Source organism: Haloarcula pelagica (assembly GCF_030127105.1).
GTDB lineage: Archaea > Halobacteriota > Halobacteria > Halobacteriales > Haloarculaceae > Haloarcula > Haloarcula pelagica.
The window spans coordinates 2,181,830-2,205,877 of sequence record NZ_CP126161.1 but is presented as its reverse complement, the minus strand read 5'-3'; the positions used below and the strand labels follow the sequence as shown (position 1 = coordinate 2,205,877).

At 68.5% G+C, this 24,048-nt stretch carries 24 protein-coding genes; 11 read left to right on the top strand and 13 right to left on the bottom strand.

The features are described from left to right. Positions 1-3: 3 nt before the first annotated feature. Positions 4-1,182, bottom strand: coding sequence for an ABC transporter permease (locus tag P1L40_RS11545; RefSeq protein WP_284007146.1), 1,179 nt, complete (start codon positions 1,180-1,182; stop codon positions 4-6). 183 nt (positions 1,183-1,365) lie between these two features. On the opposite strand from P1L40_RS11545, the gene P1L40_RS11540 reads away from it, so the two are divergent. The 3 genes from P1L40_RS11540 to P1L40_RS11530 are packed head-to-tail and all read left to right on the top strand — an operon-like array spanning position 1,366 to position 3,315. Beyond that, positions 1,366-1,872, top strand: a complete 507-nt coding sequence (locus P1L40_RS11540; protein ID WP_284007144.1) for an ABC transporter permease family protein — start codon at positions 1,366-1,368, stop codon at positions 1,870-1,872. Next, positions 1,842-2,309 (top strand): ABC transporter permease, encoded by a 468-nt coding sequence (locus tag P1L40_RS11535; RefSeq protein ID WP_284007142.1) that lies wholly within the window; start codon positions 1,842-1,844, stop codon positions 2,307-2,309. Before P1L40_RS11540 ends, P1L40_RS11535 begins: the two co-directional genes overlap by 31 nt. Positions 2,310-2,352: 43 nt before the next feature. Continuing rightward, a complete protein-coding gene (locus tag P1L40_RS11530; protein WP_284007140.1) occupies positions 2,353-3,315 on the top strand; it encodes an AEC family transporter in 963 nt (320 codons plus the stop codon). Here the strand turns inward: P1L40_RS11530 and P1L40_RS11525 are convergent. The 4 genes from P1L40_RS11525 to lrp all read right to left on the bottom strand — a co-directional run bounded on the left by P1L40_RS11525 (position 3,298) and on the right by lrp (position 7,436). After that, on the bottom strand, positions 3,298-4,692 hold the full coding sequence (locus P1L40_RS11525; protein ID WP_284007139.1) for a protein kinase domain-containing protein: 1,395 nt from the start codon (positions 4,690-4,692) through the stop codon (positions 3,298-3,300). The genes P1L40_RS11530 and P1L40_RS11525 overlap by 18 nt on opposite strands. Before the next feature lie 90 nt (positions 4,693-4,782). Then, a complete protein-coding gene (locus P1L40_RS11520) occupies positions 4,783-6,270 on the bottom strand; it encodes an MATE family efflux transporter (RefSeq protein ID WP_284007138.1) in 1,488 nt (495 codons plus the stop codon). Beyond that, on the bottom strand, positions 6,267-6,860 hold the full coding sequence (locus P1L40_RS11515; protein WP_284007137.1) for a TetR/AcrR family transcriptional regulator: 594 nt from the start codon (positions 6,858-6,860) through the stop codon (positions 6,267-6,269). The genes P1L40_RS11520 and P1L40_RS11515 overlap by 4 nt, the downstream gene beginning before the upstream one ends. Positions 6,861-6,974: 114 nt before the next feature. Further along, positions 6,975-7,436 (bottom strand): HTH-type transcriptional regulator Lrp, encoded by a 462-nt coding sequence (gene lrp / locus P1L40_RS11510; RefSeq protein WP_284007136.1) that lies wholly within the window; start codon positions 7,434-7,436, stop codon positions 6,975-6,977. 126 nt (positions 7,437-7,562) lie between these two features. On the opposite strand from lrp, the gene glnA reads away from it, so the two are divergent. Next, complete coding sequence (gene glnA, locus P1L40_RS11505) at positions 7,563-8,924, top strand: type I glutamate--ammonia ligase (protein ID WP_284007134.1); 1,362 nt, start codon at positions 7,563-7,565, stop codon at positions 8,922-8,924. Between the two features lie 13 nt (positions 8,925-8,937). Here the strand turns inward: glnA and P1L40_RS11500 are convergent, their stop codons facing one another. Genes P1L40_RS11500 through P1L40_RS11485 form a run of 4 tightly spaced genes read right to left on the bottom strand, consistent with a single transcriptional unit; the run spans position 8,938 to position 12,640 of the window. Further along, positions 8,938-9,828 (bottom strand): phosphatase PAP2 family protein, encoded by an 891-nt coding sequence (locus P1L40_RS11500; RefSeq protein WP_284007133.1) that lies wholly within the window; start codon positions 9,826-9,828, stop codon positions 8,938-8,940. Next, positions 9,825-11,075, bottom strand: coding sequence for a YihY/virulence factor BrkB family protein (locus tag P1L40_RS11495; RefSeq protein WP_284007132.1), 1,251 nt, complete (start codon positions 11,073-11,075; stop codon positions 9,825-9,827). Before P1L40_RS11495 ends, P1L40_RS11500 begins: the two co-directional genes overlap by 4 nt. 57 nt (positions 11,076-11,132) lie before the next feature. Beyond that, positions 11,133-12,014: an NmrA family NAD(P)-binding protein gene (locus P1L40_RS11490; protein ID WP_284007131.1), complete on the bottom strand. Its 882-nt coding sequence runs from the start codon at positions 12,012-12,014 to the stop codon at positions 11,133-11,135. Continuing rightward, entirely contained in the window at positions 12,011-12,640 is a 630-nt protein-coding gene (locus P1L40_RS11485; RefSeq protein WP_284007130.1) for an NAD(P)-dependent oxidoreductase, read from the bottom strand. Before P1L40_RS11485 ends, P1L40_RS11490 begins: the two co-directional genes overlap by 4 nt. Before the next feature lie 122 nt (positions 12,641-12,762). Here P1L40_RS11485 and P1L40_RS11480 point away from each other — a divergent pair, with 122 nt between their 5' ends. From P1L40_RS11480 to P1L40_RS11465, 4 genes are all read left to right on the top strand, one after another. Then, positions 12,763-13,161 carry a winged helix-turn-helix transcriptional regulator gene (locus P1L40_RS11480; protein WP_284007128.1) on the top strand — a complete coding sequence of 133 codons (399 nt, stop codon included), beginning with the start codon at positions 12,763-12,765 and terminating at the stop codon, positions 13,159-13,161. A 71-nt stretch (positions 13,162-13,232) separates the two neighbouring features. Further along, positions 13,233-14,288 carry an ABC transporter ATP-binding protein gene (locus P1L40_RS11475; RefSeq protein ID WP_284007126.1) on the top strand — a complete coding sequence of 352 codons (1,056 nt, stop codon included), beginning with the start codon at positions 13,233-13,235 and terminating at the stop codon, positions 14,286-14,288. Further along, positions 14,285-15,148 (top strand): ABC transporter permease, encoded by an 864-nt coding sequence (locus P1L40_RS11470; RefSeq protein WP_284007125.1) that lies wholly within the window; start codon positions 14,285-14,287, stop codon positions 15,146-15,148. Before P1L40_RS11475 ends, P1L40_RS11470 begins: the two co-directional genes overlap by 4 nt. A 58-nt stretch (positions 15,149-15,206) precedes the next feature. Beyond that, entirely contained in the window at positions 15,207-15,608 is a 402-nt protein-coding gene (locus P1L40_RS11465; protein WP_284007124.1) for a hypothetical protein, read from the top strand. A gap of 21 nt (positions 15,609-15,629) precedes the next feature. On the opposite strand, the gene P1L40_RS11460 is transcribed toward P1L40_RS11465, so the two are convergent. Continuing rightward, positions 15,630-17,069, bottom strand: coding sequence for an MATE family efflux transporter (locus P1L40_RS11460; protein ID WP_284007122.1), 1,440 nt, complete (start codon positions 17,067-17,069; stop codon positions 15,630-15,632). 91 nt (positions 17,070-17,160) lie between these two features. Here P1L40_RS11460 and P1L40_RS11455 point away from each other — a divergent pair, with 91 nt between their 5' ends. Next, a complete protein-coding gene (locus P1L40_RS11455) occupies positions 17,161-17,571 on the top strand; it encodes a hypothetical protein (RefSeq protein WP_284007121.1) in 411 nt (136 codons plus the stop codon). Between the two features lie 47 nt (positions 17,572-17,618). Here P1L40_RS11455 and P1L40_RS11450 read toward each other — a convergent pair whose 3' ends face one another. Both P1L40_RS11450 and P1L40_RS11445 read right to left on the bottom strand, forming a co-directional pair. Then, the gene (locus P1L40_RS11450) at positions 17,619-18,722 is read right to left on the bottom strand and encodes a tRNA (guanine(26)-N(2))-dimethyltransferase (protein ID WP_284007120.1); all 1,104 of its coding nucleotides are present in this window, start codon (positions 18,720-18,722) and stop codon (positions 17,619-17,621) included. 47 nt (positions 18,723-18,769) lie between these two features. Further along, positions 18,770-20,434 (bottom strand): histidine kinase N-terminal 7TM domain-containing protein, encoded by a 1,665-nt coding sequence (locus P1L40_RS11445; RefSeq protein ID WP_284007119.1) that lies wholly within the window; start codon positions 20,432-20,434, stop codon positions 18,770-18,772. A gap of 110 nt (positions 20,435-20,544) precedes the next feature. Here P1L40_RS11445 and P1L40_RS11440 point away from each other — a divergent pair, with 110 nt between their 5' ends. Then, positions 20,545-20,883: a hypothetical protein gene (locus P1L40_RS11440; RefSeq protein ID WP_284007118.1), complete on the top strand. Its 339-nt coding sequence runs from the start codon at positions 20,545-20,547 to the stop codon at positions 20,881-20,883. Positions 20,884-21,993: 1,110 nt separating this feature from the next. On the opposite strand, the gene hisH is transcribed toward P1L40_RS11440, so the two are convergent. Then, positions 21,994-22,644: an imidazole glycerol phosphate synthase subunit HisH gene (gene hisH / locus P1L40_RS11435; RefSeq protein WP_284007116.1), complete on the bottom strand. Its 651-nt coding sequence runs from the start codon at positions 22,642-22,644 to the stop codon at positions 21,994-21,996. Positions 22,645-22,938: 294 nt separating this feature from the next. On the opposite strand from hisH, the gene phnD reads away from it, so the two are divergent. Continuing rightward, positions 22,939-24,024 carry a phosphate/phosphite/phosphonate ABC transporter substrate-binding protein gene (phnD, locus tag P1L40_RS11430; protein WP_284007114.1) on the top strand — a complete coding sequence of 362 codons (1,086 nt, stop codon included), beginning with the start codon at positions 22,939-22,941 and terminating at the stop codon, positions 24,022-24,024. Positions 24,025-24,048 lie beyond the last annotated feature (24 nt).

Below are 24,048 nucleotides of genomic sequence, written 5' to 3'. Positions count from 1 at the left end.
AGTTCAGGTGTCGGTCTGTGGGTCAAGCAGGTCACGCAGGCCGTCGCCGACGAGTTTGAACCCCAGCAACAGCAGCGTCAGTGCGAGCGCCGGGAGCGTCGAGATCCACCAGACCTGATGGGGGTGCATGTCCTCGGTGCGTAACCCCTCGGCGATGGTCGACCCCCAGGAGTACAGTTCCACGTCGCTGAACCCGAGGAAGGCGACGCCGGCCTCGGCCAGGACGAGGATCGCACAGAGGTGAAACACGGCGGGAACGAGCGTGTTGGTCACGTTCGGGAGGACGTGCCGGCGGGCGAGATACCGGTCGGAGGCACCGAGGCTGCGCGCCAGGACGACGTGGCCGGCCTCCCGGCGCTGGAGGACCTCACTGCGGACCAGCCGGGCGACCCCGCCCCAGCTGAGGAGTCCGAAGGTGAGCAACAACAGGAGTAGCGACGGGCCGTCGTACATGTACCCGATGAAGTAGACAAAGAGTGCGGGGACACAGAGTTGCACGTCGACGTAGCCCATGAGAAGGTCGTCGAGCCGGCCGCCACGAAGGCCCGCCACGACGCCGACGGCCGTCGCCAGCGGGAGGATAAACGCCGCGGCGAAGACGACGACGTAGGCCGCCGTCCGGGCGCCGTAGACGACCATGTACTCCATCGGGTGACCGCGGTGGTTGGTCCCGTAGGGGTAGTACGTCGAGCCGTGGCAGTACCGCGTGATCCCCTCGCCGACGGTCGTCTCGCCGTAACAGGACGGGCCGAACCGCTCGGCGGTGAACCCGAGCGGCGGCTGGAACGCGTCGGCGAAGTTCAGTTCCGGCCGGCCGATCAGCACCGGGACGACCGTCCCGAGCAGCCCGAACACGAGGAGTATCCCGAGGCCGAACGAGAGTCCGCGGCGGGAGCGAGCCCCGTGCAGGAGACGCCCGACCGCTGCCGGCCGGCGGAGCACCGGGACGACGCCGTAGGCCGTCAGGACGACCACGCCGACCATCGCCACCCAGTCGATCGGTAGCGGCTTCCAGGACCCGACGAGATAGACGTGTGCGACGAACCGGTGATAGCAGACGAGCGCGGCCACCCCGAGCAGCCCGGCCAACAGAACGCCGTGTTCGGCCCTGAGGCGGCGCGATCCGTCGTCGACCGACTGCCAATCGACACGCTGGAAACGGGGACCGTCCGGCTCGTCCATGGAGGGTATGCCAAGCCGTGTCACGAGGGAGTATAAAACCTCCCCCTTCGGAGCGCCGCCGGCTTTTTCAGCCGACGGGACACACCGGGCAGTGACGATGCCGCCCGCTCCCTCCTCCGCTCCTGCCCACCACGCCCGGCCGAGTCGCAGTCGCTCGCTCCACCCCGCCGCGGAGTGGTCCCGGTGACGCTCCTCCGGCGGTTGGTCCAGCGGCTGGCACTGGGCCTCGGGGCGGCCTGGGTCGTCCTGACGGCCGTGTTCGGCCTGTTTACCCTGACCGAGGACTGGGTGCTGAACCAGCGACTGGGGGCGCTCAAGTGGGCTGGGACGGAGGAAGCGGCCCTCGACCGGGTCCGGAACCAGTATCTCGCCGCCCGGGGACTCGACCGGCCGCTGTGGGTCCAGTACGGGGACTGGCTGGGGAACATGGTCACACTCGACTGGGGGACCTCCTTTCGCGTCGACGAACCCGTGCTCGGGCTGGTGATGGGCGCCGTCGGGCGGACGGCGGCGTACGTCCTCCCGGCGCTCGCACTGGCCGTCGCCGCCGGCGTCGCCCTCGGTGTGGCCGCCGCGCTCCGCCCGGACGGCCGCCCCCGAACCTGGGGCTCACCGGGAGCTACCTCGTCTTCGCCGTCCCGAACTTCTGGGTCGGCGGGATGGCCCTCTCGCTTGCGGCCGGCGGGGTGATCGACCCGCCGGCAGCCGTGTTCGAGCACGTCCTCCCGGTCGTCCTGACCGCGACGACGCTCCTGGGGGCAGTCGTGAGCTACGCCCGCGCCCACGCTCTGGAGTACGTCTCGACTGACGTGGTCCGGCTGGTCCGGGCGAAAGGCGCCGGGCCGCGCCGCGTGGCCGCACACGTCCTCCGGAACGCCGCCATCCCGATCTGCTCGCTGGTGTTCACCGAGGCGCTCGCGCTGCTGGTCCTTGCGGTGTTCGTCGTCGAGGTGCTGTTCGGCATCGAGGGGTTCGGACTCCTCCTGTTCCGGTCGGTCCAGCAGCGGGACCTCCCGGTGTTGCTCGGCGGGACCCTGGTCATCATCGCCGTCGGCGTCCTGGGCAACGTCGTCCAGGACCTCTCGTACGGGCTGCTCGACCCCCGGGTCGACACCGGCGACCGCTGACGAGTCGAAAGGGTTCTGCCCCTCGCCGCGAGAGCGTCAGACAGTGTCGCTGCTCGGTATCTTCGCGTCGGCCATCCTCCCCGTCGTCGGCGTGGCCGTCGTCGGGTTCGTCCTGGGCCGGTACGAGGGGGTCGATCCGGACCCGCTCAACACGATCACGGTGTACGTGCTGGCGCCGGCGCTGGTCGTCCACAGCCTGACCACCTCGGAACTGGCCGGCGGGACCATCTTCGCCGTCGTCGCCGCCGTGGGGCTGTTCACCGCCGGGATGCTGGTGATCGCGGAAGTGATCGGCCGGCTCTGGGGCCACACGGAGCCGTTCCTGGGCGCGTTCGTCCTCGCGAGCGTCTTCCCGAACACGGGCAACTACGGCATCCCGCTGGCGGACTTCACCTTCGGGCCGACGGGCCGTAGCGTCGCCGTCCTCGTGACCGCGCTCCAGGGCGTCCTGCTGTACACGGTCGGGATCTACGTCGCCGCCCGGGGCAGCGGGAGCGATCCGCTTGCGGACATGCGCCGGGTGTTCGGCGTGCCGCTCGTGTACGCCGTCGTCGCCGCGCTGGCGGTGCGGTGGCTGGGCGTGGTCCCGCCCACGGAGTCGACGCTGATGCAAACCCTGGAACTGCTTGGCAACGCCTCGATCCCAGTCATGTTGCTGATCCTGGGCATCCAGCTCTCCTCGGTCGACGCCGGCGGGACGCTCCGCCCGGTCGGGGTCGCGAGCGCGTTGAGACTCCTGCTGGCACCGCTCGTCGCCGTCGGGGCAGTCCTCGCGACGATCGCCCTCGTGGGCTTCGGGAACGCGACCGCCGCCCGCGTGGTCGTCCTCCTGTTAGCGACGCCGACGGGCGTGACGACGCTGATCCTCGTCGGCGCGTTCAGCGCTGACGGGGCCGAGGTCGCACCCGGGGAGTTCGTCAGCGCGACGGTGTTCGTGACGACGGTCGCCAGCGTGCTCACGGTGACGCTGCTGGTGGCCGCGTTGCAGTCAGGACTCCTCGTCTGAGAACGAGCGCAGGAGTCGCCAGCAGTCCCGCCGGACGCCCGCCGCGGTCTCGTAGCGCCCCAGTTTCCGCCTGGCGGTCGCCTTCTCGACGATCGAGTCGACTGCGTCGGGGAGCCGTGGGACCCGCTCGCTGGGTGCCGGCAGTCCTTCGGTCAGGACAGCCTGTCGGACGGTGTCGTAGTCGCCGGCCACCGGCGGGCATCCGGTCAGCAACCGGTAACACAGCGTCCCGAGCGCGTAGACATCGGTCGCGGCGTCGACGGCCCCGTACGACCGGTCGAAGTACTCCGGGGCGGCGTACCGGGGGTCCAGATACTCCGCAGGCTGGACGTGCTCCCGGACCGCCGCGAGCACGCCGACGTTGTCCAGCCGGGGGGCGGGCAGCCCGGAGAGCTCGCTGGAGGGGTAGACGACCGTCTTCGGGTCGAGTCCGCCGTGGACGACGCCGGTGTTGTGACAGTGGGCGACGGCGCCGGCCAGGTGGGCTGTCTCCCGCAGCGCGCGCTCGACGCTCGCTCGACCGCGGTCGGCCAGCGTCCCGTCGAGGTACGGCGTCGCCACCCAGGGACGGGGGTAGTCCCCCCAGTCGTGGACGGTCGCGATCCCCTCGTGGACGGCCAGGCCGTCCCACTGGGCCAGCGCCTCGGCGACGCCGGCGCCGAAGGCCCGCCGGGCCTCGCCCTCGTCGGGCGGGTCGAACAGCCACAACGCGACGCCGTGGGCCTCCCCGTCGATCGTCGCGCGAGTCCGCAACACCGAGCCGTACCGGACCGCCTGCTCCGGTTCGACGACGGTGATCTCCTCGAACCGTCCGAGGAGGCTGATCGCCTGGAAGACCTCGGACGCCTCGGCGCGGGCGATCCGATCGCGTCGCGCCACGGCCGCCGGGTCCCCGCGGTGTTCCCGGTCGGCCGCGCGGTCGGGGTCGGCCGCCCGACCGGTGGTATCCGTCTCGCGCTCGACGACCCCCGGCCCGGTCGGTCCCGCCTGCTCGCTGTCGACGGCCTGTCTGACCGCGCCGACGACACCACCGCCGTCCGCGGCGCGGTCGAACTCCCAGGGCTGGGCGTCGGCGATGGCACTCGACAGTCGGTCCCGGCTTTCGTGATCGGCGACGACGCGGCGGACGGCGTCGGTGTGATCGGCCGCAAGCGTCGCCAGCGTCCTGACGATGGGGCGCGTGTCGTCCGCGTCGGCGAGTCGCCCGACGAGGCGCTCGGTCAGCGCGGGGACGACCGACGCGTCGGCGTCGGCGAGCAGGCAGAGCGCGCACGCGGCCTGTCGGTCCGTGTCGCTCTCCAGCGCCGACAGCAGCGGCGTCCCGAAGACGGACAACAGGCTATCGGCGCTGTCGTCTGCGTCGGCACCGGAGCTCATGTCCGGCTGGTTGGCACGCGTTCACAAGAGTTTTCGTCAGACGGCCGTCACACGGCCACGGGAACTCCGGCAGGGGGTCCGACCGGACGATCAGTCGTCCGCAGTCGTCGGACCGCCCGCGGCCCGCGCGTCGGCGTCCCGCCAGGTTCCCCGCAGGAACCAGGCCGCCGCGATGCCGGCCGCGAGGACGTTCGAGACGCCAAAGGCGAGCCAGATCCCCTGCTCGCCCAGCGACTGTGCGAACAGGTCCGTCAGCGTCGGGCCGAGCCAGGCCGGGATCGACACGGGACGGGAGGCGACCCACGCGACGGGCAGACGGATGATCCCCAGCATCGTCACCGCCAGCGCGGCCGCCGTGAGCGTCTTCCCGGCGCCACGGAACCCGCCCGAGTACGCCCGGACGATCCCGATGAAGCCGAACGTGGGAGCGACCCACTGGAGGAACTCGGCGCCGATCCTGACGACCTCGGGGTCGTCGCTGAACACGCTGACGACCGTCGGCGCGGCGAAGATGGTGACCGCGCCCAGCGCGGTGAGGATGGCGAACGAGACCTTCGCGGCGAAGTGGTTCGCCGTCGCCGCCCGGTCGGGCCGGTCGGCGCCCAGGTTCTGCCCCGTCATCGTCTCGACGCCCCGGTCCATCGCGATGGCGGGCATGAACACGAGCGAGAACACGCGGATGCCGACGCCGAAGGCGGCCACGACGGTCACCGAGAACGTCCCGACGATGAACAACATCGCGTTGACCGACAGCGCCCGGCCGGTCCCCTCGACGGAGGCCGGGATGCCCAGACGCAGCAGTTTCCCCAGGTACGAGAAGTCCGGCACCATGTTACGGAGGTGGATCTGGATTCCCCGGGTCCCCCGCAGCATGATCGCGATGCCGACGGCGAAGGCCACGCCCCGCGAGAAGATGGTCGCGACAGCGGCCCCGATCACGCCCAGTTCGGGGAACGGTCCCCACCCGAAGATGAGGAACGGGTCCAGCGCGATGTTGAGGACGACGGTCCCGAACATCACGAGCATCGGGGTGATGGTGTCGCCGGCCCCGCGCATCAGCGAGATGAACACGAAGAAGCCAAACATCGTCGTCAGGCCCAGCGAGACGACCTGCAGGTAGCCCGTCGCGCCCGGCAGGACCTGCTGGGACGCCCCCAGGAGCGACAGGAAGTCCTCGACGAAAAAGAAGCCGACTGCGCCCAGGACGACCGAGGCGCCGACGGCGAACGTCAGCGTCTGTGAGGCGGCGTATTCCGCCTTCTCGGGTTCGTCCGCCCCGGTGTGTTGGGCGACCAGGACGCTGCCGGCCACGGACAGCCCCATCCCCAGCGAGATCAACAGGAAGATCATCGGGAAGGCAAACGAGATGGCCGCGAGCGCCGTCGTGGAGTACTGGCCGAGCCAGAACGTATCCGCGAGGTTGTACGCGACCTGGAGCAGGTTCGTGATGACGATGGGGAAAGAGAGATACAGCAGTGGCTTCCCGATGTCGCCGCTCGTGAGGTCGAGTTCGTCCTGTCCTTTGAACAGGCTCCCGAGACGGTCGGCGACTCGCTCGGCCGTGCTCCGGGGGCTCACGCCTCGACCTCCCGCTGGCCGGCGAGCAGGTGGGTCTCGACGTACTCGGTCAACATCCCCTTGGTACAGGCGACCGGCCGGCCGGTGGTGACCCGCTCGGTCGCCGCGCCGGTCAGGACCGTCACGATGAACTGCGCCGTGTCCTCGGGGTCGAGTTCGGGGTCGAAGCTCCCGTCCTCGATACCGTCCTCCAGGATCGCGGTGAGTTGCTCGATCAGATAGTCGTCGAAGCGGGTCAGTCGCTCGCGGAACCCGGGTTCGTACGGTGCCTGGGCGCGGATCTCTAAGATCGCCGTCCCGAACTCCTCGTCTTCGTCGTCGGGCTTGTCCAGCACGGCGTCGATCAGCCCCAGCAACCGCTCGCGGGGCGTGCCGTCGTCGGGATCGGTCCGCTCGACGAACCCGTCGTAGAGATACTCCAGGAACGCACACAGCAACTCGTGTTTGCTGTCGTAGTGGTAGTGGAGGGCCGCTTTGCTCTTGTCGGACTCGTCGGCGATGTCCTGCATCGTCAGGTCCGCGTACCCGTGGGCACACAACGCACAGTACGTCGCGCCCATGATGTCGTCTGCAGTGTCGCCGTTACTCATTACCGGTAACTAACTGACTGGTCAGTCAAGAATCCGTCGGTCCACCGACGGACGACACGCGTCCCCACACGGCGCGACCGCTCACCGGTCGTGGACGGCAGAACGGCGGCGCAGTTACTCGTCGTTGAGGTCGAGGTCGAACTGTTCGTTCTCGCTTGCGGCGTTGAGGACGACGGAGGTGTTGGACTCCTTGATGTCGGGGTCGGTCAACAGCTCCTTGATCTGAGCGTTCATCCCGTCGGTGTCGGTGAACTTCCCGATGGCGATGATGTCGTAGTCGCCGGTGACTTCGTAGACCGAGATCATCTGTTTGTGGTGCCTGAGGTCCTCGGTGACATCCGGCAGGGACGACCCCTCGACCTTCAACTGGACGATCGCCGTGACATCGTACCCCAGTGCCCCGTAGTCGACCTTTGGTGTGTAGCCGTTGATGATCCCCTCGTCTTCGAGTGTCGAGAGGTGGTTCGACACCGTCGTGACAGAGACATCGAGATCTTCACCGAGGCTGCGGAGACTGGCGCGTCCGTCTCCCAGCAGGGCATTCACTAACTTGCGGTCGAGATTTTCGTACGTCATTACATCCAATCACGCCCCGTGGGCATTAGAATTTTACGAACGTCCAGATGGTCGGGGCGAGTCCGGAATCTTTGCGCAAAACGGCAGGGTTTTAGTAGTGCCAGTGTTCCTATCCGGTGTTCAAAGATGACAAGCGAACTCTCCGACGAGGCACAGGCGGTGCTCGACGAGATCGAAGAGAAGAACGTCGACTTCCTTCGACTGCAGTTCACAGACATCCTCGGTACGGTAAAGAACGTCTCCGTCCCGGCCGACCAGGCCGAGAAGGCGTTCACCGAAGGCATCTACTTCGATGGCTCGTCCATCGACGGCTTCGTCCGCATCCAGGAGTCGGACATGCGCCTGGTCCCGGACCCGTCGACGTTCGCCCTGCTCCCGTGGCGGAGCCGCGACGACATCGACGGCGGCGCGAGCGCCCGACTCATCTGTGACGTGCACAACACCTCGACGGACGCACCGTTCGCAGGTGACCCGCGTGGCGTCCTCCAGGACGCCCTCGACCGCGCCGAGGAGATGGGTTACACGGTCAACGCAGCCCCCGAACCGGAGTTCTTCCTCTTCGAGGAGGACGAGGACGGCCGCGCGACCACCAAGACCAACGACGCCGGCGGCTACTTCGACCTCGCACCCAAGGACCTGGCGAGCGACGTGCGCCGTGACATCATCTACGGCCTCGAAGAGATGGGCTTCGACATCGAAGCCTCCCACCACGAGGTCGCCCAGGGCCAGCACGAGATCAACTTCGAGTACGACGACGCCCTGTCGACGGCCGACAACGTCGGCACCTTCCGGTCGGTCGTCCGCGCCATCGCGGCCGAACACGACCTGCACGCGACGTTCATGCCCAAGCCGATCCCGCGCATCAACGGCTCCGGTATGCACACCCACATCTCGCTGTTCACCGAGGACGGCGAGAACGCTTTCCACGACGGCGACGACGAGTTCGACCTCTCGGAGACGGCAAAGCAGTTCACCGCCGGCATCCTCGAACACGCCCCGGCGCTGGCCGCCGTCACCAACCCGACGGTCAACAGCTACAAGCGGCTCGTCCCCGGCTACGAGGCACCCGTCTACGTCGCCTGGTCGGACCGCAACCGCTCGGCCCTGATCCGCAAGCCGGCCGCCCGCGTCCCGGCCGCCTCGCGCATCGAGGCCCGCTTCCCCGACCCGTCGTGTAACCCGTATCTCGCCTTCGCCGCGCTCATCCACGCCGGGCTGGACGGCATCGAGAACGAACTCGACTGCCCGGACCCGGTGCGGGAGAACATCTACGAGTTCGACGAGGAGAAGCGCGAGGAGTACGGTATCGACACCCTGCCGACCAACCTCGGCGAGGCCGTCGACGCCCTCGAAGAGGACGAAGTCGTCCTCGACGCGCTCGGCCCGCACGTCGCCGAGAAGTTCGTCGAGGCCAAGCGCGAGGAGTTCAAGGACTACCTGGTCGATGTCTCCCAGTGGGAACTCGACCGGTACCTCGAAACGTTCTGAGCGCCGACACCGCTCATTTTTTCGCGAGCCGCTCGCCGGCCAGTGGCATCGCCAGCAAGAGCGCCGTCCCGACGGCGGCCGCGAGACCGGTCGCCAGCGGCGCCGGCCGAACCGCGAGGGTGGCGCCGGCCGCGGTGAGGACGACGGCGACGCCCAGTGCCGCTGTCAGCCGGGCACCCGCCGGCGTCGCCGCCGGACTCTGTCCGCCGAGGAGCCGCCAAATGATCGCACCGCCGACGCCGATCCCCAGTGCCGCAGCGGCGTTCTGGGTTAGTCCGCTCGTACCGATGCCGACGGCCGCGACGACGGCAGCCAGCCCGAACACGCGGTCGGGCGTTCGGAGTCGTGTCAGCGCCAGCCACAGCACCGCCCCTGCGGCGGCGAACCCGGCCAACACGTCCACGAGGAAGTGGACGCCGAGCACGAGCCGCGAGAGCCCGATCAACAGCGCCAGGCCGGCGGCGACCGCCACCCGCTGGCGGTGCCGGCCGATCCGAACTGACCACGCCAGACCGCCCCAGACCAACACCGCAGTCGTCGCGTGCCCGCTGGGGAAGCCGTAGCCCTCGCCGGTCGCCATCGAGACGTACAGGCCCCTGACGGCGGCGGGCAGGGAGTCAGCGTGGGCCGCCACGCCGGCACCGGCCGGTCGCGGCAGCCCGAAGAGACCTTTCAGCGAAACGGTCACGGCGACGGCCGCGGCCAACAGTGCGACGACCATCGCCGCCCGCTCGCGGGTGACACCGTGGCCGATACGCGGCGTCTGTGCCCCGAGCCAGTACAGCAGCGCCGACAGCGAGAACGTCAGCCAGAAGTCACCCAGTTGCGTCACCAGGGCGAACAGGACCACGACGACCCCCGGGAGCGACGACAGGAGGTCGCTGATACCGACGGCGCGGGTCACCGCCGCCAGTCACGGACCCGCTCGACCGCACGGCGGGGGAGGCCGGTCACCCGGAACGTGACGCCGACGGCGAGCATCACGACGTACAGCCCCAGCGTCGACAGCCAGACGACGAGCATCGCGCCGATCGCCCACGGCCCGTTCAGGTAGTAGAACGCGCCGAGCGTCATCAGCGTCCCGTACAGCAAGACCACGTACGGTCCCCAGCCGCGGGCGTGGCCGCGGCGCATCCGTCGTCGGACGTACTGTTTGAGATCGGATTCCACGTCCTCGCGGTGGAGCGTGCGCGACTCGACATCCTCCCGGAACTCCTCGAACTCCTCGCGCAACGCGTCGAGTTCCGCCTCGGTCAGGTCGTCGACATCCCGCCCGTCCCCCTCGGAACCGCTGGGCGGCGGCGTTTCGCCGGTGTGTGCGTCGGCGTCCTCGCTCATCGCTTTGCCGGACTCTCGAAGCGCGTCCTGTTGTAGTTGCCGGTCCGGACCGCCGGCCAGGCTTGCGTTCAGCGCCGCCCCGACAAGGAGTATCTGGCCGGCGAAGTAGAACCACGTCACCAGTAACAGGACGCCGCCGACGACGCCGTAGAGCTGATAGGCGTCGGCCTGGGCGGCGTAGATGTTGAACCCCGTCCCCAGCAGTGCCCAGCCGACGGCAGCGAGCGCCGCCCCGGGCAGCGCGTCCCGGACGCTCATCGGTCGGTCCGGGAACACGTAGTACAGCGGGAGGAAGGCGACAGTCAGGATCGGGACGAGCGCGAGGCCGCCCAGCGCCACCTCGACGCCGAAGACGGTCCCCAGCGCCCCGACGACACCCAGCCCGACGATCGCCAGCCCGATCCCCGCCAGTGCCGACAGCGCGTCGACGAGCTGTGCGCCGAACGATTTTGGATCGTGAGCCCCGTAGACACGGGAGAACGCCAGGTCGAGCCCGCGGAACACCTTCAGCGCACCCCACACCATCACCGCCAGTCCCAGGACCGTCGCGCCGCCACGGCCGACGGCGCTCGTCAGCGCGTCTTCCAGGAGTTCGGAGGCCGCCGGCGACAGCGCCGCGCCGACGGCACCGACGACCCGGGCCGCGAAGTCTTCCCCGCCCAGCAGCGATCCGACAGCAAGCGCCAGCAACAACAGCGGGAGCACGGAGACGAACATGTAGTAGGCGATCCCCGCCGCCAGAAACGAGACCTGCTCGGCCCGGACCGTCCGCAGGAGGTCGCGGCCGACACCGATAGCGCGATTCCGGTTCACGCCGTGTGGTCGGCGCGCGGGCACAAATATACTGGCCCCGCGACGGACACGGTGCGGTCACGCCGCTGTCGTGGTGCGGTCGTCGGCAGCGGCCGGCCGGAACTCCGCGGCGTAGTCGACGACGTACTCCCGGAGCGTCCGTGGCTCCCGACCGAGGAGCGCCCCCAGGTCGTCGGTGACACGGCCGGCCAGGCCCAGGCGGGCGGTCGTGTAGATACCGACCAACAACAGGACGAAGCCGAGCGGTTCGTCCCGGGCACGCCAGCGGGCGACGAACGTCGGGATCGACGGGTCGGCGTAGCGGATCGGTCGGTCGAGCACGTCGGTGAACACCGCGGCGACCGCGGCGTAGTCCGTGGCTTCCGGCCCGGTCAGGTCGTAGCTCCCGGCGGCACCCGCTGGGTCGGCGAGCACCGCGGCCGCCGCGGCGCCCACGTCACGGGCGTCGACGAAACTCGTCGCGCCGTCCCCGGCCGGGACGAACAGTTCGTCGCGGCGGCGAACGTCCTCGCCGTGGACCTCGTTGAGGTTCTGCATGAAAAACGAGGCCCGCAGGAACGTGGCCCCCATCCCGGTCGTCCGGAGGTGGCGCTCGATGCGGTGGTGCGGGATAACCGGGTTCTTCTCGGCTCCGAGCGCCGAGAGGTAGACGACGTAGGCGACGCCGACACGGGCGGCCGCGTCGGCGAAGGCCGTCGTCTCGTCGACGCCGACGCCAGGCACCCGCACGAGGAACAGACGGTCGACGCCGTCGAGCGCCTGCCCCCACGTTTCGGGTCGAAGGAAGTCGAACTCGACGAACTCGTCGGCGTCGAGGCGCTCGCTCGCGGCCGCCGGGTCACGGGTCGCCGCCCGGACGGTCACGTCGGTCCCTGCCAGTTCCGCGACGACGTGGCGGCCGACCGTCCCCGTCGCCGCGGTCACGAGCACCCGGGTCACGCCGCCCCTACCTTCGGCATCGCGCCGACGTAGCGCTCGTCCTCGATGCAGTCGAGCACGAACCGAGCCACGTCTGCCCGCGCGACGGACTCGAACCCCAGGTCGATGTCGCCGGCCCGGTAGTCGCCGGTTCCCTCGCCGTCGACCAACCGGGGGGCACGGACGACGGTGTAGTCGAGGTCGGTCGACCGGACCCGGCGGACGTGTTCCTCGGCGTCCTCCAGGACGCTGCGGGCCAGCACTTTCAACAGCGTGCCCATGACCCGTCCCGAGAGCGTGACGGACTCGCCCTCCTCGCGGACGCCGGCGCCCACGAGGGTGACAAAGCGGGTGACGCCGGCGTCGGTCATCGCCTCGACGATGTGGTCGCCTGCGACGGTCAACAGATCGTCGGGGCCGTCGCCGGTCTGCCCGAGGACGGAGACGACCGCGTCGGCGCCGATGACGGCCTCTTCGACGCCCTCGCCGGTGTAGGCGTCGCCCTCGACGACGGTCAGCGCGTCGGCCTCGACGCCGAACTTCGGCGCGGACCGGACGAACGCGACGACCTCGTGGCCGCGGTCGAGTGCCTGTTCGACGAGCGGGCGGCCGGTCCGGCCGGACGCCCCGAAGACGGTGAGTCGCATATCCGCAGTAGGGCGGGAGCGGGCTTATACTTGCGACTTCGTAGTTTCGAAGTATTGGCGCTGTCAGCGAGTTCGCTCCAAAGATACGAGTGTACAAGTGTGTCGGCGTCCGACCGACGGTAATGACAGATCGACCCGAGATCCCGGACCTGAGCACGGGTCTGTCCCGCGAGGAGGGCACGGCGTTGCGGGAGACGTTCGACCCCGCCGAACAGGAGCGCATCCAGCGGACCGTCGCTCACCTGCTGGACCTGCTGGGGAGCGCCCACGCGATGGCGGTCCTGTCCGCGTTTGCCTTCGCCGAGGGGCCGCTCCGCTTCAGCGACCTCGAACGGGAACTCTCGGTGGCGCCGAACACGCTGTCGGCCCGCCTCGCCGACCTCACGGACGCGGGGCTGCTCGACCGCACCGCCTACGACGAAGTGCCGCCCCGCGTCGAGTACACGCCCACGGAGAAGGCCGAGTCGCTGTTTCCTGTCTTCGCACACCTCCACCACTGGGCAATCGAGTACGACCTCTGACTACAGATTTCGAAGCGTGTTCGCCGGGATGAAGTCGAAGCTACATCCGTCGGCCGACCCTACGACGGGCCATGACAGGACCAGAGGCCGTTCCGCCGTCGTCGACCGCGGCGGACGGCGGGTCGCGAACCGACCGCGACAGCCCGCTGGCGGTCGACGTGTCGGGGCTCGAACTGGTGTACGCCGACGGGACCGCTGCGGTCGCCGGGCTGGAGATGGCCGTCCCCGAAGGCGAGTTCTTCGGCTTTCTGGGACCCAACGGGGCGGGCAAGACGACGACGATCAAGGTGCTCTCGACGCTTCTGTCCCCGACCGCCGGGTCGGTCCGGGTCAACGGCTTCGATGTCAGGACCGACCCCAGAGCCGTCCGGGAGTCGATCGGGTACATGGCACAGGAGACCAGCATCGACCCGGAGCTGACAGCTGCCGAGAACGTCCGCTTCGCCTGCGAGGCCTACGGCGTCCCCCGGGGCGAGCGGGCCGACCGCGTGACCGAACTGCTGGAACTCGTCGACCTCGCCGGGGTGGCCGACAAGCGTGCCGAGGAGTTCTCCGGCGGGATGAAAAAGCGGCTGGACGCGGCCACCGCCCTGGTCCACCGGCCGCCGCTCGTCTTCCTCGACGAGCCCACGACCGGGCTCGACCCGAAGGCCCGCAACCGGCTGTGGGACTACTTCCGGCGGATCAACGACCGCGGGACCACGATCTTCCTGACCACGCAGTACCTTGAGGAGGCCGACCAGCTCTGTGACCGGCTGGCGGTCATCCTCGACGGCGAGATCGTCGCCGAGGGGAGTCCCACGGCGTTGAAACGACGGGTCGGTGGGGAAGTGCTTGACATCGACATCGAGGACGGCAGCGACGCCCGCGAGCGGGCCGCGACCATCGCACGGGAGTTCGACGCCTTCGTCGACGCGACGGTCCAGGAGACCGACGACGGGATCAGTGTCACCGCCCAGCAGGCCCGCCAGCACGGGACCGACCTGCTGGTCGCGCTGCGGGACGCCGGCCTGACGGTGACTGGCTTCAACGTCCACGCGCCGACGCTCGACGACGTGTTTCTGGCGATCACCGGGGAGGAGGGAGAGCGCGGCGACGAGTCGGCGTCCGAGGAGGTGTCACAGTGAGTTCGCCGACCAGCGACGGGGTCCGTCGCTCGGGGAACACGTTCCTCGGGGACTGCTGGGTGAACTTCAAGCGCTGGAACCTGAAGGCGGTCCGGAACCCGTTCGTGCTGGTGGTCTCGCTCGTTCAGCCGATCATCTTTCTGGTGTTGTTCACGGAGGTGTTCGGCACCGTCGCCGGCGCCGCCGTCAACCAAGGACTGCCGGGGATCAGCTACGAGACGTATCTGGTGCCCGCGATCGCCATCCAGGTCGCGCTGGCGGCCGCGATCACCTCCGGGGTCGGGCTCGTCAACGACATCGAGAACGGGATGTTCGAGAAGGTGCTCGTCTCGCCGATGAACCGCACGGCGGTGTTCCTGGGGAAGACGGCCGCGGAGGTGTTCCGCATCGCCGTCCAGATCGCGATCATCCTCGGACTCGGCGTCGCGCTCGGTGCCGAGGTCGCCACCGGGATCGCCGGCGCAGTCGCCATCGTCGGCGTCGGCGTCGTCTTCTCGCTGTGGTTCGTCGCGTTCTCGAACGCGCTCGCCGTGGTGACCCGCGACCAGGAGTCGACGATCATCGGCGCGAACCTGCTCCAGTTTCCGCTGCTCTTTCTCTCCTCGGCGTTCCTCCCGCTGTCGACGCTTCCGGACTGGATACAGACGTTCGCCCGCCTGAACCCGGTCACGTACGGCGTCGACACGGCTCGTTCGCTGATGGTCGACCGGGACGTGATGACGGTCCTCGACGTGACGACCTTCGGTGGGACGCTTGACGGCGTCGTCCCCGGCCTGGTCGTCCTCCTGGCGCTCGACCTCCTCCTCGGCGGCGTCGCGGTCTACCTGCTGTCACGAGCGTCGAGTTCCGACGTTCGGTGACGATCCTAACTAGTAAGGACACATTTGCTCCCCGCGCCCCGTTGTCGTACAGAGTACAATGTCAGTCACGTCGAAGTCCGGCGAGAACCCGGACGCGAGCTACGAGATCCGAGCCGACGCCGCCGCGAACACGCTGTATCTGGAGTTCAACGGGACGCTCACCGCCGAGGAGATGCAGGTCGCCGCCGACGAGACGGTCGCCGCCGCCGAGCAACTCCGCGAGGGCTTCGCGATCGTCAACGACATCTCGACGTTCACGCCGCCCTCGCCCGAGGCAGCGAAGCCGATCAAGGAAGCGCAGGTCCAACTGAAGGAGATGGGCGTCGGCGATGTCGTCCGCGTGGTCGCCGAGGAGACCAGCACCGTCACGGAGAACGCCTTCCAGCGCCGCTCCCGGCAGGCCGGCTACGACGGCAAGACCGCCACCTCCGTCGCCGCCGCCGAGCGGAAACTCGACTGAACCCCGTCTTCTCCCTCGCCCTCAGTCGTCCAGTGCCGCGTCCGGCCGGTACGAGCGACTGACGACCCGCCACGTTCCCGACCGGAACCGGTAGTACGTGATCGCCGCCGGGACTGCCGTCTCGACGAGCAGCGAGGCGTACAGCGCGGTGACACCGATCGCGGGGACGGCGACACCGACGTACGCCACCGGGAGGGCGAACAGGTACATCCCCGTGAGCTGCGAGTACAGCGGCCAGCGAGTGTCCCCGCTGGCTCGGAGCGGGCCGGTCGCGCCGCCGTCGACGCCACGGAAGACGACGCTCGCACACGCGACGGCGACGAAGACGGTCACCAGCGGCAACAGCGTCGGGTCCTCGACGAACAGTCGACCGATCTGTCTCGAGAAGGGGGCGAGCGCCACGGCAACGAGCACGTAGACACCGATCCCGAGCCGAAGTACCGTTCGCGCCCAGGCGGTCGCGTCGGACTCGTCGTCCTCGCCGAGCGCCTGACCGACGAGGCTACTGGAGGCGAGGCTCAGCCCCCAGTTGGGCGTATCGAGCAGCGCACGCACCCGCAACGCGACGACGTACGCCGAGACGACATCGGGGCCGAACAGGCCGACGATGAACAGCCGCGGGAACTGCGCGCCGGTCCGGGCGAGGTTCGTCCCCACCAGCGGCGTCCCCATCTCCGCGAGGTCACGCGCCAGCGAGCGGTCCAGAAACGGCCGGGAAACGGGGATCTGCACGGGAAAGGGGACGCCCGGGAGGCCACCACGAGCCAGCCCGACCACCAGCGCGACGGTGACGAGGACGTTCGCGGCGACGGTGCCGACGGCGGCGCCGACGACGCCCCACCCCAGCCCGAAGATGAGGACGGCGTTGATGACGACGTTGACGACGGCCCCGCCGGCCCGGACGACCATCGCCGACCAGGCGTCGTCGGCGCCGACGAGCGTGCGACTGCCCACGAGGTTCAGCCCGGCGAAGGGCACCCCGAGCGCGACGACCCGGAGGTACGACTCGCCGTAGGCGACCGCCCGCGCTCCGGAGCCCACGAGGTCGACGAGCGGTCCAGGGACGAGCCAGTACAGCGCCGCGACGGGGACGGTGATCGCCGCGACGACGGCGGCGCTGGTCGTCACCGACAGCCCGAGTTCCGCGCGGGCGTCGGCCCCGTAGCGCTGGGAGACCATGCTGATCGTCGCGCCGGCGACGCCGCCACCCAGGGCAAAGGCCAGCCCCCAGAACGGCGTCGCGTAGCCGACGCCGGCGATCGCGGTCGGCCCGATCGCCAGTCCGACCATCGCCACGTCGGCGGTCGATTTCGACATCCGCGCGAGCCCGGTGACGATCCGCGGCCAGGAGAGGTCCGTCGCCCGTGCGATACGGTCACGGTCGACGAGGCCGGCCCGCGCGAGCAGGCCCCCGACAGCCAGCAGCAGCGCACGAACGGGATTGTAGCGGGAGCCGGCCACTGCCTTCGCTTCCGTGGCCGACGGTCAAAGGCGTTAAGAACCGCCGCGGCCGGTAGCAGTTTTTATACGACGGCCTGCCCTCCGAGCGGGTATGGTCTCCCCAGTCGCCATCCGGGACGGAACGCTCCAGGCGACACTGCTCCTGCTCGTTGCCGGCCTCCTGCTCGTCGGACTGAGTCTCCTCGGCGTCGGCGCGTCACTCCCGCTTGCGGCCGGACTCGTCGTCCTCGCGATCGGGCTGTTTCTCACGCGTCCGGAGACGACGGTCGGCCGTGTGGCCGGTGTCGATGTCGACCAGATCCTGCGATGGCTCTGGCTCGCACTGGTACTCGCCGCCGTCCCGCTGGTGATCCGGCCGACTGCGACGCCCGGTGAAGTCCAGTCGCTGGGCGGCCTGGTCGGCCTGGCCGGGATGGCGAACTACTTCCTGCGGCCGCTGTACCTGCTGGGCTACGATATCAGCCGCAAACTCGCCGCGCTGGGTGGCGTCGACAGCCGCTGACTACGCCTCCCGCGACCGGCGCTCCGTCGCCGCCTCCATTGCCGCCGCTACGTCTCGACGGCCTCGCGCATCTGTGCCACGTCCGCGTCGCTCTTGAACGTCGTCCCGCCGAAGTGGGTCCGGGTCGCCTCGTAGCCCGCGTCCCGAAGCGTCTGGAGGAACTCGTCCATCGCGTCGGCACCGCGCCCCCAGCGTTTACAGAGTCGGTGCTGGTCGTAGTGAGTCGGCGTGTCCAGTTCCGTCGCGAGCGTCTCTAACAGGTCGCGGGCGTCGTCGGCGGTCCCCATGTCGTCGGTGACGAACTCGGCGACCGAGCGGGCGAACGCGGGCTCGCAGGTCCGTCCCAGCCAGATCGGTCCGGCAGTCTGGAGGTGCTGTCCACATTCGGGGCACTCGTCGGGCGCGTCGGCGAGCAGCCCGCGCTCGTGGTCGCGCCAGAGACACTCCTGGCAGTGGTAGACGTGGCCCAGTTCGTCGATGCAGTCGTTGGCGACTTTCGCGCCGCGGTCGAACTCCAGGTAGGTGCGGGCGTAGTGGCGAGTCGCGTGGCTCAGGATCGGCCGGGCCGCGATGTCGTAGCGGGCCGCAGTCCGGACCATCGCCGACAGCAGGACGCGCAGCCCCATCTCGGCGTGGTACTCCGTGTTGCGCGGGACGGTGCTGTAGGTCCGGACGCCGCTCTCGAAGTGCGCGCCACACAGCGGCGCGGTGTCGGTCGCGGTCACACACAGGAGGTTCCGGGTGCCCTTGACCGCCGCGTCGGCGAAGGGCATCGGCGTCCCGAACGGGTCGATGTCGACCACGTCGAACGTGTCGGTGTGCATGAGGACGCTGGCGTCCGCGTGTCTGACCGACGCCGCCAGCCCGTTCCGTTCGAGGTTTCGCTCGCAGAGGTCGACCGCCTCCTCGTCGATGTCACACAGCGTCGTCTCCCAGCCGTCGGCAGCCGCCCGGACGCCGCGGACGCCGCTTGCTGCGGTGGCGTCTAGATACGACTCCGCGCGCTCCTCGCGCTCCCGGTAGGCCCGCAGGGTCGCCACCGTCAGGTCCCGGTTGAGTTCCTGGACGGGGTTGAAGAAGACGTTCTCGCCTCTCCCGGCGTCGGCCTGTTCGGGCACCGTCACGGTCACCTGCCCCTCGCTGACGCGCATACTCCGAGGATACCCGTCGAGTGCGAAAAGGGATTCGACACACGGCGTCAGTTCGTCTGCTCCGTGGGGAACCGGACGCTGACGGTCGTCCCCGACTCGACGGTGAACGTCAGTTCCGCTCCCAGGGTGGTCGCGACCCACCGGATCAGCCACAGCCCGATGCCGCTCCCGTGGTTCAGGTCCGTCTCCCGCCCGCTGTCGAGGACCGCCAGTTCGTGCTCGGGGATCCCCGGCCCGTCGTCGGCGACGGTGAGGACGACGCTCCCCCCGTCGACGGTGGCCAACACCTGAACGTCGGGATCGTCGGTGTGCTCTACGGCGTTCTCGACGAGGTTCTCGACCAGCACTTCGAGCAACACCGGCTGGGTCGACAGTTCCAGCCCGTCGGCGACCGAGACGGTCACGCGCTCGCCGGCCGGCGGGTCCAGCGAGTCGACGGCGTCGGCCAGGAACGACCCCACGTCGACCGTCTCGAACGCGTCACCCCCCGTCGAGACCTCCGACAGCGTGCGGGCCTTCTCGCCCGATTCGACCAGTCGACCCACCGCTGCCTCGATCGTCTCCGCGTGGCCCGCCTCCTCGCCCTCCAGTCCCGCAGCCAGCACCTCGGCTCGCCCTCTGATGACCACGCTCTCGTTGCGGACGTTGTGTCTGAGAAACCTGTTGAGAACCTCCAGACGCCGTTCGCGCCGTATCTCGTCGGTGATGTCCTGAAACAGGACCGTGTACCCCAGATGGGTTCCAGTCTCGTCACGGAGTTCGGTCTGTTGGGTCTTGAACTCCCGGCGATTTCGGTCGGTGCCGACACTGAGCCGTTCGCCCTCGCCGTCGACGGTGAGTGCCTCCTCGCCCAGAACCCCCCCTAGCGGCCGGGTCAGCACCGACTGCGTGTCGACGCCGAAGGTCCGTTCGGCCGCCGGGTTGAGCGTGACGATGCGCCCGTCGACATCGACGATAGCGACCGGGGTCCCGATGTCGTCGATGGCCGCCCGTTCGCCGATCCGACGAGTCGCCGGGTGGAACTCGAACATCCCGCCGCGGACGAACGCGTACGCGTCCAGCGCGACGTGGGGCAGGAACAGCACGGTGGTGAGGTTCACCGGCGGCCCCAGTCCCAGCGCCCACAGCAGCGCGCCGATCCCCGGGGGCAACGGGCTCAGTCCGACCGCGATCGCCTCCCGCCGGTACAGCGGCCCGTAGCTCACCACCGTGTCGAACAACAGGACCGTCCCGACGCTGACGAACAGCATCACGCCGATGATCGAGACGTAGCCAAGCGGGAGAAACGTGTACTCGGCGCCGAGGACGCCCAACACGCGGACCGGCTCGTAGCCGCCCCACAGCAGCGGCGTCTGTGTGCTCGCGACCGCCAGCAGCGAGGTCGCCAGCGGGACGACGGCGACCGTCCGGTACCACCAGCTTTCGAGGATCCCGGTCCGGCCGGTGTACCCCAGCGCGAACGAGAGGAAGAAAAAGCCGATCCAGGCCGCCGACACCCACGACAGCACCTCGACCGCCACCCGAAGCGGCGGCGTCGCCACGAGGATCCCGACGGCGTACCCGCCCGTCCAGACGGTGATCGTCCCGATGGTGGCGACGAACCACTTCGCGCCGGGCTTGTGCCAGTGCTCCCGCAGGCGTGCGAGCAGGTACAGCGATCCGACCCCCGAGGCCAACGCGCCGATCGCGGGCCAGGGGAGGTCGGGAGCCATACTCCGTCCCACGGCCCGCTCCCTGTTGACCCTTCCGGGGACGGGCCCACACGGCGGCGCCGTCCACGGGCAGACGACGCTGTTTAGTCGCCCCTCCCCGTACCGCCACTGTGACTGCGGTCGACGACTGGGTGACCCGGCTCGAAGCCGACGGGGAGTTGACTCCCGAGGGAGTCGAACGTATCGTCGCCGCCCACGGCGACCGCGGCCAACAGGCCATCGAGGCCGTCGGCGAGAGCCGGGTGAAACGCTACCGGGACTTCGTCGTCGTCGTCGGCCACAAGGACGAGTACATCGTCGAGGACGACGGCTGTACGTGTGCCGACGCCGAGTACAACCTCGGCCCCGACGAACTCTGCTGGCACGCACTGGCGGTCCGGATCGCCCAGGCCATCGACGCCGTCGACGACCACGACATGTGGTACTCGGACGTTCGGGACTTCCTATAGTACCTTTTTACGGCTCGGGTGTCCTCGCGGCGCGTCGCGCCGCTGTGGCACCACTCGCCGTAAAAATCTACGCTAAAAGGCCGGAATCTCGGCCGCCGGCCTCGATTCCGGTGTCCTGTGGGAGCACCGCGACCGCAGGGCTCGAAAGGCGAGCATAGCGAGGCTTTCGGTAAACCGGCGGCTTCGCCGCCGGATGCTCGTGGCAACCCTGCCCTTCCCCGGGTTCTCGCGGTCCCACCGCGAGGTTTGGGAGACCGCCGGTCTCCCGGCACGCTCGGCCGCGACTGCCGTCGCGGCACTCGCTCCCGGCCACCGCGACAGCGGCTCTGTTGAAATACGATCATTCAGCTGTTCTATCGGATGAAATAGCCGGTCGTTGAGAGTTGCATATCGGTTAATCCAAGCGGACTGGGACATTGGACTGGGGTTCAAACAGTACAGAATGACTTCAGAGTGTTCGAAACAATCTCCTTCGTTGCATGACTTCCAAGTCATGCGACGGCCCGGAATTGTACTTGATTCGGATTGATTCGAACGCGGAGTTGCTCCGACGTTGATGGCCCATATTGACGAGTCGCCTCATGGCCTATGTCGGTTGTGAACCGATATGTGTAGAGAGCGTCTCGCAACTCCTCAACTGTCGCTTTCACCATATCTCCGTCCTGGGTAGATGGAGCCAACTGATATGACCGCTGTAAGATACGCTCGTTTGCCTCCATGTCCGTCACAGTCATCATGAGAGTGAGTTCCGAGCCTGTCTCGTTGTAGAACCGGAAGTCAGCACGAGTCTCCACGTTAGATGGTGTCTCTGTGGAATCTTCCGATTTCGTACCTTGCGAAAGGCACCCGGCGAACCCACAAGCGAGACCACCGCTGGACAGGAGGAATCGCCGGCGCGTCGGTCGTGTCATATGATCGAATTACCGACTCGTGACAAAAACATTCTGCTGTGCTGACTAACTCTCTGTATCGGTCACGCCTTTTTAATGGACTTCTAAGAAGTAGCCGCTGGGTGCGGTAAGTGAGCAACCTTTACTGACCGGGACCAGGGCAGAATGTATCTTCGACTGGGATTTCTAACAGAGCCGCGACAACAGAAACAGCGACCGCCTACCGCTGCTCGGCGCAGTAGTCGACGAAGTTCCGCAGGATCTGGAGCCCGGTCTCGCCCGATTTCTCGGGGTGGAACTGGGTGCCGAAGACGTTGCCGGCCTCGTTGGCGACGACCGAGGCGAAGTCAACGCCGTAGTCGGTCGTGGCGACGACCGACTCCTCGTCGTCGGGCACGGCGTAGTAGGAGTGGACGAAGTAGGCGTACTCCCCGTCTATCCCGTCGACCAGCGGGTGATCTCGCTGGACGTCCAGTTGGTTCCAGCCCATGTGAGGAACGGTCTGGTCGCGGCTGAAGCGGACGTTCTGGCCGGGGATCAGGTCCAGGCCCTCGGCGTCGCCCTCGCCGGCGTGGTCGGCCTCCTCGCTCGTGGTCAAGAGCATCTGCATCCCGAGACAGATGCCAAAGAGCGGTTTGCCGGCGGCGGCCTGTTCGACCAGGGCGTCCCGGAACGGACCGGCGTTGTCCATCCCCTCGGAGAACGCCCCGACGCCCGGCAGGACGATCCCGTCGGCGGCGTCGAACGACGCGGGGTCTTCGGTGAGTGTCACCTCGGCGCCCGCGCGTTCGAGTCCGCGGGTGACACTCCGGAGGTTCCCCAGTCCGTAGTCGACGACCACCACCTCCGCGGCGGTCTGTCTGACACTCATACGTCCCGGTAGGCGGACCCCCGGTAAGTGCGTTCCTGTTCGCGCAACGGCGGGTGCGTGACCACCGCCCGCGCCCGCAGTCGACTCCCGCGAGGTGTCGTCGTGTCAGGCACCCACCGCGACACAGGCCACGCCGATCGGTCGCTGTGGCTGGACGAGCGCCCAGTTCTGGGCAGCACAACCGGAGAACCGCTACTGCAGGCAGTCGTCAGATATATAGAACTTGCTCTAGATATTGTCTTATATATAATAGACATATGAACGCTTTATTGGTTCAGAGTTGAAACGCCGGGCATGCGAAAGCGGAGAAACTTCCTGAAAGGTATCGGGGCACTCGGGGCAGCCGGCGTCGTCGCCGGTTGTTCTGGTGACAATTCCGGCGACGGTGGGTCCGGCAGCAGCGACGGGAGCGGCGCTGATGGCTCCTCCGACGGGTCCTCTTCCGACGGCGAGAGCATGGACACCGAAACGGAGACGGACACGCCCTCCGGGCCGGAGGTCACGTTCGGTGGCAACGAGGAACTCAACTTCAACCTCTCACCGAGCGTCCCCCAGGAAGACCTCTACGTCCAGTACGCGCCGCTGCGGGACCACCTCGAAGAGTACATCACGAACAACTTCGACGTTCCGGACGCGCTCGACGCCCAGATGAACGTCGGCAGCAACTACAGCGCCGTCATCCAGGCGCTGGGGCAGGGGACGGCCGATCTGGCCGAGACCGGCCCGTTCGCGGCCGCCATCGGCTATCAGACCGACAACTCCGACATCATCCTCCAGCGCTACGGCTACGGCGGCTGGACCTACAAGAGTATCATCGCCACCCGCAACGACAGCGACATCAGCGAGGTCGCCGACCTCGAAGGCCGCAGCGTCGCCTTCAGCGACCCGCTCTCGACCAGCGGCTTCCTCTACCCGACCGCCGCGATCCAGGACGCTGGGATCGACGTGGGCAACCTCCCGGAGGGGAACGGCTCCCAGGCCAGTTTCGACCCGACGTTCGCCGGCGGCCACGTCCAGTCCTACACCCTGCTCGAGCAGGGGCAGGTCGACGCCGCCGCGATGGGCGGGTTCGTCCGTGACACCAAGACGGGCCCGACGCCCGACGACTGGCAGAGCGTCGCGACGACGCTCCACGAGGACGAGGGCCTCCCGCGTGCGCCGATCGTCGTCAGCAGTGCCCTCGACGACGACGCACAGAACGCGATCCAGGAGGCGTTCCTCCAGGCGTCCGACACCGTCTTCGACGGCGCGGACGCCGAGGACGGGACCGACGACGACCTCTGGTTCAGCAAGGTCCGCGAAGCGGATGTCGAGACCTACCAGGGTGTCCTCGACGTTGCAGAGTCCCTCGGCGTCGGTGCCGACTTCTTCGGCAACTAACCCCCCGGTTTATCATTACAGGTT